General features: G+C 47.9%; 14 protein-coding genes. 3 read left to right on the top strand and 11 right to left on the bottom strand.

What is annotated here, in order from left to right:
* Nucleotide 1: 1 nt before the first annotated feature.
* The 9 genes from AC3WQ3_RS01950 to AC3WQ3_RS01910 form a co-directional block, all read right to left on the bottom strand.
* Nucleotides 2-955, bottom strand: a complete 954-nt coding sequence (locus AC3WQ3_RS01950; RefSeq protein WP_492471303.1) for an ABC transporter permease — start codon at nt 953-955, stop codon at nt 2-4.
* Between the two features lie 244 nt (nt 956-1,199).
* The gene (locus AC3WQ3_RS01945) at nt 1,200-1,535 is read right to left on the bottom strand and encodes a hypothetical protein (RefSeq protein WP_492471302.1); all 336 of its coding nucleotides are present in this window, start codon (nt 1,533-1,535) and stop codon (nt 1,200-1,202) included.
* 54 nt (nt 1,536-1,589) lie between these two features.
* Complete coding sequence (locus tag AC3WQ3_RS01940) at nt 1,590-2,291, bottom strand: pirin family protein (protein WP_492471301.1); 702 nt, start codon at nt 2,289-2,291, stop codon at nt 1,590-1,592.
* A gap of 212 nt (nt 2,292-2,503) precedes the next feature.
* Complete coding sequence (locus AC3WQ3_RS01935) at nt 2,504-2,914, bottom strand: DoxX family protein (RefSeq protein ID WP_492471300.1); 411 nt, start codon at nt 2,912-2,914, stop codon at nt 2,504-2,506.
* A 41-nt stretch (nt 2,915-2,955) separates the two neighbouring features.
* The gene (locus tag AC3WQ3_RS01930; protein ID WP_286455920.1) at nt 2,956-3,816 is read right to left on the bottom strand and encodes a M56 family metallopeptidase; all 861 of its coding nucleotides are present in this window, start codon (nt 3,814-3,816) and stop codon (nt 2,956-2,958) included.
* A gap of 1 nt (nt 3,817) precedes the next feature.
* On the bottom strand, nt 3,818-4,234 hold the full coding sequence (locus tag AC3WQ3_RS01925) for a BlaI/MecI/CopY family transcriptional regulator (protein ID WP_154894738.1): 417 nt from the start codon (nt 4,232-4,234) through the stop codon (nt 3,818-3,820).
* Nucleotides 4,235-4,491: 257 nt separating this feature from the next.
* A complete protein-coding gene (locus tag AC3WQ3_RS01920) occupies nt 4,492-5,952 on the bottom strand; it encodes a catalase (RefSeq protein WP_492471299.1) in 1,461 nt (486 codons plus the stop codon).
* A 235-nt stretch (nt 5,953-6,187) separates the two neighbouring features.
* Nucleotides 6,188-6,994, bottom strand: a complete 807-nt coding sequence (locus AC3WQ3_RS01915; RefSeq protein WP_095291041.1) for a winged helix-turn-helix domain-containing protein — start codon at nt 6,992-6,994, stop codon at nt 6,188-6,190.
* Complete coding sequence (locus AC3WQ3_RS01910) at nt 6,970-7,365, bottom strand: Fur family transcriptional regulator (protein ID WP_127537336.1); 396 nt, start codon at nt 7,363-7,365, stop codon at nt 6,970-6,972. The genes AC3WQ3_RS01915 and AC3WQ3_RS01910 overlap by 25 nt, the downstream gene beginning before the upstream one ends.
* 274 nt (nt 7,366-7,639) lie before the next feature.
* Between AC3WQ3_RS01910 and AC3WQ3_RS01905 the strand changes: the two genes are divergently transcribed.
* A complete protein-coding gene (locus AC3WQ3_RS01905; RefSeq protein ID WP_492471298.1) occupies nt 7,640-8,764 on the top strand; it encodes a GGDEF domain-containing protein in 1,125 nt (374 codons plus the stop codon).
* 105 nt (nt 8,765-8,869) lie between these two features.
* Here the strand turns inward: AC3WQ3_RS01905 and AC3WQ3_RS01900 are convergent, their stop codons facing one another.
* Nucleotides 8,870-9,808, bottom strand: a complete 939-nt coding sequence (locus AC3WQ3_RS01900; protein WP_492471297.1) for an aldo/keto reductase family protein — start codon at nt 9,806-9,808, stop codon at nt 8,870-8,872.
* Nucleotides 9,809-9,993: 185 nt separating this feature from the next.
* Entirely contained in the window at nt 9,994-11,637 is a 1,644-nt protein-coding gene (locus tag AC3WQ3_RS01895; RefSeq protein ID WP_492471296.1) for a GAF domain-containing sensor histidine kinase, read from the bottom strand.
* Between the two features lie 380 nt (nt 11,638-12,017).
* On the opposite strand from AC3WQ3_RS01895, the gene AC3WQ3_RS01890 reads away from it, so the two are divergent.
* Nucleotides 12,018-13,979 (top strand): anaerobic ribonucleoside triphosphate reductase, encoded by a 1,962-nt coding sequence (locus tag AC3WQ3_RS01890; protein ID WP_492471295.1) that lies wholly within the window; start codon nt 12,018-12,020, stop codon nt 13,977-13,979.
* Nucleotides 13,976-14,485, top strand: a complete 510-nt coding sequence (nrdG, locus tag AC3WQ3_RS01885) for an anaerobic ribonucleoside-triphosphate reductase activating protein (protein WP_492471294.1) — start codon at nt 13,976-13,978, stop codon at nt 14,483-14,485. The genes AC3WQ3_RS01890 and nrdG overlap by 4 nt, the downstream gene beginning before the upstream one ends.
* Nucleotides 14,486-14,627 lie beyond the last annotated feature (142 nt).

The raw sequence follows: 14,627 nt of genomic DNA, 5'->3' as shown, positions 1-14,627 counted from the left end.
CTCATGACCCATTTGCCTTTCTTCGAAGCAGTAAATACAGAAACAGCACACTGCCTACGACTCCTACTGTCAAACTGATGGACAGCTGATACGGATAAATAATCAATTGACCCAGAATGTCACAGACCAGAACGAATATCGCTCCAAGCATGGCCGTATGGGGCAGCGTGTCGCGCAGATTATCTCCCTTATACAGCGTGACAATGTTAGGCACCACCAGACCCAAAAACGGAATGGTTCCTACGGTGATAATGACCACAGCCGAGACCATGGCTACCAGAATCAATCCGAGGTTGACCACTCTCCGATACGCCAGGCCCAGGTTGGTCGCGAAGTCTTCTCCCATTCCTGCCAGTGTGAAACGGTTGGCGAAGAGATAGACGATAATCAGCAGTGGAATACTGATATAGATCAATTCATAACGGCCCTTCATGATGGTGGAGAAGTCACCCTGCAGCCAAGAGGAGATGTTTTGGATCAAATCGTTTTTGTAGGCAAAGAAGGTCGTCACCGAACTAACGATGTTACCGAACATCAAGCCCAGAAGAGCGATGTAGATCGTGTCCTTGAATTTGACCTTCTCGAGAATTCGCATAAAGATCAGCGTACCTGTCAGGGCAAAGGCGAAGGCGACCAGCATTTTTTGCAAAGAGGACGCTCCAGGGAACCACATCAGGGTCACCAGAATCCCAAGCCTTGCGGAATCCATGGTACCTGCTGTTGTAGGCGAAACAAACCGGTTGCGTGTCAGCTGCTGCATAATCAGACCGATAACGCTCATACTGATACCCGCGACCAGAATGCTGATCAGGCGTGGAAACCGGCTGACTTGCAGTACCTGCAGCTGTACTGGGGTCAAGTGGAATATATCCAGGGGCGAAATGTCCGAATTGCCGATAAATATGTAAACGATAGACAGAACAGCCAGTACGACCAACATATAACCTAACTTCATCTCTCTACTAAACCCCTCACCGATAGCCTTAAGACAACGTAATGACTCTATTCTCTAGCTTATGATATTGATATTCATTATCAATTGATATGAATTATATCTATATTAATTTCCAGATGTCAACCTTGTTTGGCTTCGCAATTTCTGGGATTTCCTAAAACAACCTGAAAGACGTCACATGCATATTGAAATAGACAAAAAGAAATAGGCCTTCCGGTATGGAAGACCCATCTAAGTATGAACATTAATCAGCGAAGTAATCTTCAGGCACATATCGAATCTCGGAATTCGCAAAAATTGTAAGGGTACCACGATCCTTATCGTATGCAACCCGGTCTCCTTGAACATAGTACCAGTGCTTCACGAGAGGCTGATCCTTGCGCTGCACGAAACGAAAGACGTTAAGCTCCTGCCTGAGATTAATGATCTGTTCCACGGTTGGATCATCCAAACCTGTAACGGTGAATACGAAGCCTTCGCCCTCTTTTTGGAACCGATAGGACAGGGAATCTGTTTTGCTATTTGCCAGACCTCGCCCGGTTACCCCATGTTTAACCATAAACCATTCCTGCTGTGCCATAGACGTTTATCCTCCCTTATTGCTCATGTCTATTAATGCTGCGTTCCACTCAAGTTAAGGCAAATCAATGAGCATGAAGAACGCATCCTCACTTGCCTGCAATTCCATGACCTGAGTCTGTTCTACCCTTGCTGTATCGCCTGCCGCCAAATCGTGCTCACCATTCAGTCCGATTTTACCCTCAATCACAAAAATATACTGGCGGCGTCCCTCACCCTGCTTATATGTTAGTGCCTCACCTTTAGTCAAACGGCTTAGATATATGGTCATATCCTGATGAATGGATGCAACCCGCGGTCCGCCTTCAGGAGATACTACAGGCAAGAGCGCTCCCGTTAGTGCAGCAGGATCAAATGATGTCGTCTCATATGAAGGCTGCAGTCCCTTCGTCGTAGGCATGAACCAAAGCTGGAGCAAACGTACCTCTTCCGTATCGGACGCATTGTGCTCGGTGTGAATCATGCCGCTGCCCGCCGACATTCGCTGAATTCCCCCAAACGAGGTTACAGCTACATTGCCAAGATTGTCTTCATGGCGAAGCTTGCCATTCAGCACGATGGACACAATCTCCATGTCACTATGCGGATGTGCACCAAAACCACGTCCAGGTGCTATCACATCATCATTTGCTACCCTCATCGGTCCAAAAGCTGTGTTCTCCGGGTCCTGATATTCTCCAAAGGAAAAGCTGTGACTGCCGCGCAGCCAGCCTCGGTCGAAGCTGGCACGGGCTTCGGATGGAATGACATTAATCATAAAGCACATCCTCCTTGATGTTCTTATTTTTTTTCAGTAGCATACTTATTCTCATTGTACCAAAAGTTTAGGCTTGGCGTCCAAACCAAAAAAACCTTCTCCTGCCAGAGCAGTTCACAAGTATAATTACCCGCAAACCAATCTAGTAGGAAAAGGCTTCGCTGCAGGCCTAGCCTGCTTTTAATGAAATACATGCTTACAAACGGCGGGTCTTATGAGCTTGCATTCCGAACCTTACCTTGTCTGGCTATATACTGATCCACCGCCAGGAAGCGGCTGCCTGTAAATAGCAAGGTCAGGGAACCTGCCAGCGTCAGGTAATCAAATTCAGTACCACCAATAAATGGCTGATCTACTTTGGCCGTAAACAGAACCCCTGCCATCAAGATAATAAACAATGCAGCAAACACACGTGTTCCCAGTCCCAGAATCATCGCGGCCCCGCCGGCCAGCTCAATAATGGCTACAACGGATGCGAGAAATCCAGGGATGCCCATGCTCTCAAAAAGGCCTACCGCACCACTGATTCCACCTTCAAACTTGCTCCACCCATGCAATACAAAGATAAGACCGATCATGATTCTTAAGAAGAACAAGCCAATCTCTACACTCCTACTATTCATGTACATCTTCCTCCTTGGCATTAAAATGTGCCACATTCAAATTATCCGATCGACCAAACAAACAAAACAGACATCAACAGAAACACTGTCGCCGACATTAATATGGCGAACCACGGGAGAGCCAACTCAACATCTTGTTCCGGGTCTAGCAAACGAGAGATGCGCACATTCACCGACGTATCGGCAAACGAGGATTGCACAGCCATCTCCCGTACCCGCCATGGTTCAGGACAAGCGCGGATCAGTTTGAGCAAGGCACTGCCAATTCCCGCTGCATTTCCCGTACGTTCAATCGCTTCATTATCGGCTAAGATTTCGCGGACGATATGATATTGCTTTGAAGTATGCTTCAAAACAGGAATATACGGCATCATCATGGCAAACACCGACAGCAGCGTTGTCTTCAACGGATCACGGTGCCATAGATGATGGACTTCATGATAGACAACAGCTGCTTCTTCTTCAGCATCGAGCATACCGAGCAACCCCGTTGAGAGAACAATGTATGGCCTCCATAAACCAATCGTAAAAGCAATCGGTGACTGCTTGTCCACAACGATAAACCCCGGTTGTTTAAGATGACGATATTTGACCTCAAGAGCTCTGGACATCGCTTGGTTCTCGATCGCATGGAGCTTGCGTACGGCTGCTCGCGTCTTCATCATTCGATGCATGAACAGCCAGCCTGTTCCTCCAAAGGTTAGCACGACAAGCAGCATCAAAAAGTGGCCAACCGATAACCACCCCATACGGCTCATCCAATGATTGCATAGCCAGAGCAGATTAAAGGGAATATCCCAGCCAAACAGTTTGTACATGGCGTACATAAACATTTGAATGAACACGAGTAGCGGAATGCCAAACCCGACAGTAAACAACAGTTTCGAGCGGGCCTTCCACATATCAGTCGCTATCCTTTTTCCATTGTTTGATCTTCTGCTCCAGACGTTCAATCAACCCCGCATCGGCTTCATCCAGTGCATCCAGCATGTGGCTCACTGCAAGTGCACCGAATTCGTCTACCAGTTCATGCGACAGCTCCTTCGATTGGTCGTTCATAAACTCCTCCTTGCTCTGTACCGGGTGATACAGTGACGTCCGGCCCTTCTGTGTTTTGCGAAGCAGCCCCTTATCCACGAGCCGGTTCATAACCGTCATGACGGTATTGAAATTAACATCTCTATCTTGTTCAAGTGCTGTTTGCACCTCACGGATGCTGCTGCCTGGACGCGCCCATAAGATATCCATAATCTTCGCTTCCAGCGGGCCAAAAAAACGATTCAGCCCACGCTCACCCACTTTAAAATTGTGTATTTTCATATTCAGACACCCCTCACACTACCCATTGTAGTGACAACAAACAAGAAGTCAACCTCTATGTCAGTTATTTATTGTAAATGATTTGTAAATTTGTTTTCCATTTCAGAATATCATTGCGAGGGTATATGAGAAGCCAGCTCGGCTGCAAAGACAGCAAAAAGACTGGACAATCCTGCATATCATGCAGTCATGCCCAGCCTCATCATATTAATTTTATTTCCTACATGCTATGAAAATATATTAATAATGTCTCTTATTTACGGTCTGCCGGGTGGCATATATGCCGAGATATCTACACCAAGTCCACGAGCCAGTCGGCCACCAAACTGTCCGTCAGCCTGGAAGAAGTGACATAATGCACGCATCTGCGTCTGGGCCGGAACACCTTTGAGGTCATTAATCAAATTATCAATCAGATTATTCTGTTCTTCGGCCGTGAAAGAACGGAACAGTTCACCTGCCTGCGTGTAATCATCCGTTTTCTCAATTTTCTCCCGTGTAACATGACCGTGCAGCGGCATCTGACTGTCCCAGTATGACGGATCTTCCTGCGGACTGCTGGAGGAGCTGTTCGGCTCATAGTTTACAGGGGACGGATCCTGATTCACATTCATGAGTCCATCGCGCTGATGGTTGCGAACCGGTGCATACGGGCAGTTCACCGGAATCTGCAGATAGTTTGGTCCAAGCCGGTGACGCTGGGTATCCGGATAGGAGAACAGGCGACCTTGCAGCAGTTTATCCTCAGATGGCTCAATCCCAGGCACCAATGCACTTGGGGAGAAAGCGGCCTGTTCTACTTCGGCGAAGAAGTTTTGCGGATTGCGATTCAGTGTCATGGTTCCTACCGTTTGAAACGGAATGATATCTTCCGGCCAGGTTTTGGTTGGATCAAGCGGATCAAATGAGAAATCATCCATCTGCTCAGGCTTCAGAAGCTGTACCTGCAGCTTCCACTGCGGATACTGGCCGTTTTTGATATGGTCATACAGATCCCGGGTAGCGTGGTTGAAGTCCTGTCCTTGCACTTCAGACGCTTCCTGACGAGAGAAGCCGCGCACACCCTGCGCAGACTCCCACTTATACTTCACGTAGCGGATCTCGCCTTGCGCATTAATCCATTTGAACGCGTGCACACCGAATCCATCCATCTCACGGTAACTCGCAGGCGTACCCAGATCAGAGAACAACCACGTCATCATATGTGTGGACTCGGGTGAAAGGGTCATGAAATCCCAGTACCGTGCAGGGTCTTGAATATTCGTATCTGGCGCAGGCTTCAGGGAATGTACCATATCCGGGAATTTCATCGCGTCACGGATGAAGAATACAGGCAGATGGTTACCGACAATATCATAGTTGCCTTCCCGCGTGTATAGCTTGACTGCAAACCCGCGCGGATCACGCGCAGTCTCTGGCGAACCTGTCCCGTGAATTACCGTGGAAAAACGGACCAGTACAGGCGTTTCCGTTCCAGGCTCCTGCAGGAAATCTGCTTTGGTGAACTCTTTCATGCTGTTCTCCAGGGTAAATACCCCATGAGCACCCGCACCTCTGGCATGTACTACCCGCTCCGGAATACGTTCACGGTCAAAATGGGCAATCTTCTCGATCAAATGATAATCTTCAAGTAGAGTTGGTCCTCTTCTGCCTGCTGTGCGGGAGTTTTGGTTGTCACCCACGGGTGCTCCCTGATTGGTTGTCATACGTTCTGTCATATCAGAATCCTCCTCATGTTGGCCTCATGCCTGCTGTATCTATTATTTAAATCATATTCGTCATTACTATAAATATACATTTAGACTTGATCTAACTGTTAAAATGATTCTAACATGTCCCATAGAGTGTCTGCATGAGCTTCGCATGAGGTTATCATGAGTTTCCTGATCGTTTCATGAATGAAGGATGAACATCTACATATGCCATAAATAACTGGAAATAAAAAAAAGCGGACTAATCCGCCAGGCGGTAGCCCACTCCTCTTACTGTAACAATATATTGCGGGGAAGCTGCGTTATCTCCAAGCTTTTTGCGCAAGCTTTTGATATGAACATCGACTACATTGCTTCCACCCGTAAAATCAGTCTCCCAAATATCGCTGAGCATCTCCTCCCGGGAAATGACAGCTCCTTTGGCATCAATCAGCTTCAGCAGCAGATCGTATTCCGTCTTCGTCAGGTGAATCCGCTCATTGTCCCGCTGAACACTCATCCGCTCCCGGTCCAGCCACAAGTCTTTGAAGCTGATCCGTTGTCCTTCCTCGGGCAAGAAGCCGCGCTTGGGCGTAACCGGACTATTGCCAATCATGCGCTGTACCCGGTACAGTGCTTCCTGCGGACGGGCTGGCCACACCAGCAGCTCTTCCTGAAGCATGGGTCCGCTTGCGCTCCCTATCATATTCTCGCCCACCAGATATAGGCAAGGTGCCATATGCTCTGCCTCCCGGTTCAAACGGCTGCTGATGCCAGCGAACGCGTCAATCGTTCCAGCCACAGACAGATCATAGATCAACAGATCAAATACCAGCCGTTCATGAAGATCCGGTTCCCAGCGATGAAACACCAATACATCGAAGCAGCTGTCCGTCAATGCTTTGACCAGTTCATGAACCTGGCCTGGCATTGGACTGATCAAAATGACACGCCGTGTAACAGGACAAGCTTCCACAAAGGGGGCCGGATCAGCAAGAGCCGGCTTAACCCGCAGCGGCAAACGACGATCAGACATCCTGATTTTTACTTGATCCGTTTGTTTTTGCATTCCCCGCAGACACCTCCAAAGACCACATGAGCATGATCAATTGCATATCCGGTTTCCTCGGCCACCTGCTGCATCCATGCTGAAGGGACCTCTGTCATAACCTCATCCACTTTGCCACAGACTTCACACATAATATGCTGGTGGTCATCCATGCGGGCGTCATATCGGCTGGCGGTCTCACCCAGCTTAAGCTCCCGGATCAATTCCTTGTCCGTTAAATAACGCAGCGAATTATATACGGTGCCATAGGCGAGATTATAGCCTTGTTCGACCAGACGGTTCATCACGTCTGCAGCAGTCGGATGGTCTTCCGAGTGGCGTACTACATCATATACGGCCTGTCTTTGTATCGTCAGATTTAGAGTTTTCACGGCAATTCTCCTTTATTAATCCATTCCAGAATATATACAATGACACAGCAATCCATCGATCGCTATGATTCCCAGAAACATTATAAGAAATTTTGATTTAGATTAAGTATAAATCTTAATGTATAATGAAGTCAATACGAGTTCATTACCAGAAAACTTATATTAATAATAGACCATTTCCAGCAATCGAATTGCACATTTGCTATAATATGGTTCGCTACTGTGCTCTTTTTCAGATAAAATATAGTAATGTGCGTCAAAGGAGGGCTGTTCATTGTTAAGCACGTTCTTTATAAATATTTGTGTCATGATTACATTCATGTACATATCCGGAATTATTGCCAAATACTATAATATTCGTATCCCTTTCCCCTCATTACGTGTGCAGGTGATCGGCGGCTTCCTGTTTGGTATCTATGGTACTGTGCTGATGAACTATTCCTTCCCTCTCAATGAAGATATCATTGTGGATCTTCGCCATCTTGCGATTGTTACAGCCGCAGTGTATCTAGGAGGTCTGGCATCAGTCATCTCTGGACTTGTCATATCCATCCTGCGCATTGCCATATTTGGTCTGTCGTCTCCAGCGATTGATGCCGGTTTCGTCATGACACTAATCGGTTTATCCGGTGTATACTTTGCCTATGCTTCCTGGTCGAGATTAACCAAAATCATAACGATGAACCTGCTGGGGATTACACTAATATTCGTAATCCTGTTCTTAAACTCCAACAGCATGAATTCATTAATGAAAGTATATCCTTTACAAATGACGATATCTTTTGTCGGTGGGATCTTTATTTATTTTATCGCCGAATTTATTAATAAATCGAATGAGATGTTATTCCTTCTGGAACGCAGAGCATCCACAGACCACCTCACCAATCTCAGCAATCGCCGTCAGTTTGAGAAATCTCTGGAACTGCAGCTGGAGCGTGCCCGGGAAAACAGACAGAAGCTTTCCCTGCTCGTCATTGACATCGACCGTTTCAAAAAAGTGAATGATACGTACGGTCACAGTGCTGGAGACGCTGTTCTGAAACAGCTGGGGCAATTACTCATCGAACATTCGCGATCAGCCGACATGGTCTCACGAAACGGAGGCGAGGAATTTGCAATCCTGCTGCTGGACTGCGGTAATCATCAAGCCCTGGCCATTGCAGAATCCATTCGCCAGTCTGTTGAAAAGTATCTCTTCGCTCTGCCGGACGGCACAACCATTCGCCTGACCATTTCGATCGGTGTAGCCGTCTTTCCGGATCATTGCGACGAGCAGGATGACGCTGACTTCTTCGAGCAGGCAGACCGCGCATTATATGAAGCGAAAAATACCGGGAGAAATCGGGTCTGCGCCATTCCGAAGCGATCCAAGGTGCTTATTGGCAATCGTTTGTTCTAGCTTAAAACCCAAAAAGGATGTCCCGCAGTTAAGCCTATTCTGGCTGCGGGGCATCCTTTTTTACGATTTAGTTTGCATAATTACGCCTTGAAAGGCTGCTAACCACTAAGACAAGATCTGCTCGATCTCTTCAATAATGGCTGAATCCAGTTTCACACCTGAAGCAGCAACATTCTCCTTCACCTGCTCCGGACGGCTTGCCCCTACAAGTGCACTGGACACATTGTTTTGACGCAAAATCCATGCAAGTGCCAGCTGCCCAACCTTCAGATCCAGCTTGTCCGCTACTTCAATCAGCTGACGCACTTTTCCGATTTTGTCTGCATTGATCTTGCCTTCATCCCAGCCGAGCTTCGCCGCACGGGAGTTCTCCGGAAGATCTGAAGCTGAAGTGTACTTGCCGGTTAACAAGCCTTGTGCAAGTGGAGAATAGACCACTTGTCCGATACCCTTGCGCTCACCAAGTGGAATAATCTCCTTCTCAATATAACGGTCGAACATGTTATAGACCGGCTGATTGACCACGATATGATCGAGCAGCAGACGGTCAGCAGTACCGAGCGCTGCCTCCATCTGAGCAGCAGTCCATTGGCTTACGCCTACGTACAGCACTTTTCCCTGCCGAACCAGGTCATCCAGTGCCCGCAGCGTTTCTTCGATCGGTGTTTCCGTATGATAACGATGGCAATAGTAGATGTCCACATATTCCACGCCTAAGCGTTTCAAACTGGCATCACATTGCTCCTTAATATGTTTGCGGGATAAGCCCTGGTCATTCGGACCGTCGCCCATTTTACCGAACACTTTGGTTGCAAGAACATAGGAATCACGGGAATATGCCTTCAAAGTCTGCCCAAGCAGCTCTTCCGCCGCGCCGCGCTCGTATACGTTTGCTGTATCAAAAAAGTTGATACCTTCATCGAATGCGGTTTCAATCGACTTCACCGCATTTTCACGCTCCACATATCCTCCGTACGTCAGCCAGCTGCCCAAGCTGATCTCGCTTACTTTCAGTCCGCTTCCACCCAATCTGCGGTATTCCATTGAATGCACATCCTCCTCTAGATTAATTAGTAGGGTTCTTACTTTTCTATTGTAACGTAACCAGCGTGGATGAAAAGGGATTTAACAAAAGAAAACGGATAAATAAACAGATCGGATTTGAGGCGCGCTCTTTCCATATACAATAAAAAAAAGCGTACCTGATTAGGTACGCTGCTTATATTTTATTATGCCCGGTGCAATGTCGCGCTCAGTGCGTTCAGCAAGTCCAACTGTCTAACCGGCCTGGTTAAGACAGCATCAACGTTCCCTGCCTCCTGAGGATCCATATGCATTCCGTAGGGGATCAGGATGATAATGGGCAGTTGTTTTGCCATTCCCTTTAATTCATGAATAAACTTCATGGCCTTGTCTGGCTCTAACCCCATGTCAATAACCGCAATTTCAGGCTCAAATCCATCTTCCATCCATTGTTTTGCCTGGCTCGTGTCTGATGTCATGTTCACATCCATCTGCCACCTGCCCATGAGGGAAGATACCCCCTGCAGAATATCAGGAGCTTTGACCAGCAGTACCGTTTTACCTTTCAATCGCTCTTGAATGCCTGTAAGCTGCGGAAGTTCCCAGTGCTTCATCAGGGGCAGCCTGATCTGAAATTCCGTCTCCTCTTCACCCAGGCTGCTCACCTCAATACAGCCATGCATGAGAATGGCGAGATTTTGGCTGACGGCCAAACTGAGGTTGGTACCCACAAGCTTTTGAATGCTGACATTTCCGTCCAGTGTATTAAACGCCTGCAGTTTTTTGTCCGATGTCAGCATCCGACCTGTATATTTGATATGAAGCAGCAACGTACCCGCCTCATCCACATTCTGACCATCTACGACTGCCGTAACGAGCACAGAACCTGTACGCGTGGAATCAATGGCATATTTCAGCACATTTGCGAGCAGCTGACCGATTTTGACCTCATCTCCCACGAACACCTGAGAGATGTTCATTTCAAGGTTCAGACCCAGCTCGATTCCTTTCTCCATTGCCAGCCCGGCATGCAGATACACGGTGCTCTCAATAGTAGAAACCAGATCAAAGGGATCATCATGAACTACCGTTCTACCTGTTTCATTAATATTAAAGTTCATTATATTATTCAGCAAAGACAGGAGGATGTTGCCACTGGTCTCGATCATGTCCACATATTCCACATGCTCTTCAGGCATATCCGGTGTACGCATCAGATCGGTTAAACCAAGAATGCCATTGAGCGGGTTGCGAATCTCATGACTCATTAGCGCAATCATCTGCGCCTTCGTCATCGCTTCCGATTCTGCACGCTCCTTCTCCATCTGCAGTTGCTGTTTCAGCTGCTCCGTATCATTCAGCTTTTGTTTCTGGATGAGCAGAGTATTCTCCAAGTCAACGACATATCCAAGAAATACAGCCATGGCGTTCAACGTCTTCATATCTGTTTCACTAATGACATAGTCCGGCTTGTCCATTAAACAAATCGTCCCAAAGGTTTCACCCGAACGCCGCATAATGGGTATGCCCACAAAAAAACGGTTACCGAGCGCCTTGGTTACATCCATTGAGCAAGTCAGCGGATGTGCTGCAGTATCCGTTATGATCAGGTTTTCTTTTGTATTTCGCAGTACCAGACTGCAGTAGGAAGAATCCAATGGAAGTTCGTTGCCACTGATAACCAGTTCCTCGTTTCGGTTAAAAGCTTCCAAAATGACATTGGTCGTCCCATCATTGGTGGCAACAAAGATCGTATTGACCTCCAATATCCCGCTTAACACGTCCACGATGTGGGACGCTGCTTCCTGTACATTTTCATAGAAGCCTCTAGTAATCCCTGCCGTTCCCATGATCCACCCCTCAAATCTTAGCTGTATTTCTACATCTCTATTTCAAAATGAATCTGTCCTGTATATGAGGGTCAAATTTCTCAAGTTAACTGTCACAACATGTACATATATGTTTACCACCATAGAAGTCCAAGAGAATCATAGTATATGAAAACCGCACTTACCTAGTACAGCATAAATAGGAATTATACTCTTCCCGGTTCACTTTGAAAACCTTTATCCACTCCTTCCGATGCAGCTCCTTCTGGTAGAAGGTAACTATGTGAGAATGATCACACCCAAAAATCCACATATAGTTTATAAATGGATAATGCGAATCTACATATAGTATTTAGTTGAAATAACCGATAATAAAAATCAATATTTGGGAGGAATCTCACATGAACCTGCTTGAGTATGCCACTCCACCGGCATCCGATCTATTATCCGACCTGGGAAGACGAATTATTGGCGCAGAAGACGCGGACACACTGAGGGAGAACGCTAACCTCAATGGCGATTCGTTCAGCGGCAAGATGAGCAGGCTCGGCTCGGAGACGGCCAAGTGGCATGCTCTTCGTCATATGCTGCCGGAAGAGCTTGCTGCATCTGTGGAGAATGGAGACCTATATGTGCATGATCTCGATCAGTATGCACTTGGAACAACCAACTGCATCTTTATTCCTTTTGACCGACTGTTAGCATCCGGCTTCAATACGGGTAACGGCTCCGTGCGTACCCCGCAGACCATCATGTCGGCAATGGCGCTCGTCGCCATCATATTTCAATCACAGCAAAACAGTCAGTACGGCGGGGTATCGGCCAACAAAATCGACTGGGATCTGGCTCCTTATGTACAGCGCTCCTTCCGCAAGCATTATCGCAAAGGACAGCGTTTGCTTGGAGAGCACACACAGATTGACGACGAGCATCTGCACCTGGATAGTCCAGTGGCACGAGAAGCATGCCCGCGTGCTTTTGCTTTTGCCTGTGAGGAAACAGAACTGGAGACCGGACAGGCTGCCGAATCCCTGATTCACAACCTGAACACCATGAGCAGCCGGGCAGGTGGACAGATCCCTTTTACCTCGCTGAACTATGGACTATGCACATCAGCCGAAGGCAGGCTTGTATCCCGTTCCCTGCTGGAAGCAACCATTCGCGGTCTTGGCGGCGGGGAGACCCCTGTGTTTCCACAGCATATCTTTCAGTGCAAGCAAGGAATTAACCAGACTCAAGGGGAACCCAATTACGACTTGTTCCGTCTAGCCGTGACTTGCTCTTCCCGGCGCATGTATCCGAATTTTGTCAACGTGGATGCATCATTCAACCTGCCTTATTATCGTCCTGAAGATCCGGATACCATCATCGCCACCATGGGATGCCGTACACGTACGCTGGCAGACCGCTTCGGACGAAATCGGCAGAGCGGTAAAGGCAACCTTTCGTTCAATACCATCAATCTGGTCAAACTCGGCATTCGCTATGGCATCTGTCAGGGTGCACGGGCTGTCGCCGACCGTACGGGGTTCTATAACGCTCTCGAAGAGGTGATGGAACGCGCTGCTTCCGGACTGCTGCACCGCTATCGTATCCAAACAGCACAGCCTGCCAAGGCATCTGACTTCATGATGCGGGAAGGCGTGTGGGAAGGCGGTGAGCAGCTCGCACCAGATGAACCGGTAGCCGAACTGTTGAAGCATGGCACCTTGTCCATTGGTTTTATCGGGCTTGCCGAATGCATGACCGCTCTGTATGGCCGGCACCATGGACAGGACCCTCATATCCACCGTGAGGCGTTGAACGTTATCCGCACCATGCGTGAATTCTGTGATCACATGAGTGAACGGCATAACCTGAATGTTACGCTGTTCGCCACGCCTGCCGAAGGGTTATCCGGCAAGTTCACCAAGATTGACCGCGAGCGATATGGCCTCATTGTTGGGGTTAATGACCGGGAATATTACACCAATTCATTTCACATTCCGGTCTATTACACCCTGCCAGCTTACCGTAAAATTGAACTAGAGGCTCCCTTCCATACGCTATGTAATGCCGGAGCCATATCCTATGTTGAATTGGATGGAAATGTACGGGCCAATACCATTGCCTTCCAGCGGATTGTTCAATATGCACTCGCACAGGATATTGGGTATTTCTCCATTAATCACCCGATTGACCGCTGTCCGGCATGCGGATATGAAGGTGTCATTGGTGATGTATGTCCTGGGTGTGAGGCACACGAGGACCACGTGCACTTTCAGCGATTGCGCCGGGTCACCGGTTATCTTACCGGCGACTACAAGGTGCGCTTCAATTCCGCGAAACAGGCAGAAGTGCGGGATCGGGTGAAACACAAGTGAATCTGTACGGTTATATTCCCGAGTCTGTAAATGAAGGACCTGGTCTGCGAGCTGTCATCTTCATCAGCGGTTGCCGTCATGCCTGCCCAGGATGCTTCAGTCCGGAATCATGGAGCTTTCGGGCAGGGGAACAGATCACCGCAGAGCGGCAGCAGCAGATTTTGCAGGAGGTAACTGCCCATCCCCTGCTGGATGGGATTACATTATGCGGAGGTGATCCGTTTTTCTCAGCAGAGGAATGCCTCCCTTGGGTTCGCCGTTTCCGCGATGCATGCCCTGACCGGACAGTGTGGGCCTATACGGGATTTACCTATGAAGAGCTTGTTGCAGATCCGATACGGGCTGAACTGGCTCGGCTGTGTGATGTCATTGTAGATGGTCCCTACGTGGCTTCTGAACGGGATGTGTCCTTACCTTTTCGGGGAAGCCGTAATCAGCGCTTGGTGGATGTGCAGGCAACGTTAAGAGACCAACAAATTGTTATAGTGAGCCTTGAACCGTTATAGCATGATCCCAATCAATATTCTCATTGAAAATACGCAGAGGATGAATTGCGTGTATTTTCGGTGAGATTTTTTTGGTTTTCACTACTCACTTCTTTCTTGCATGTCGATATACTATATAGGTGGTTACTAAAATAAACTTTGG

It is taken from the genome of Paenibacillus sp. FW104-T2 (assembly GCF_058789975.1).
This window is presented reverse-complemented; position numbering and strand designations above follow the sequence as displayed.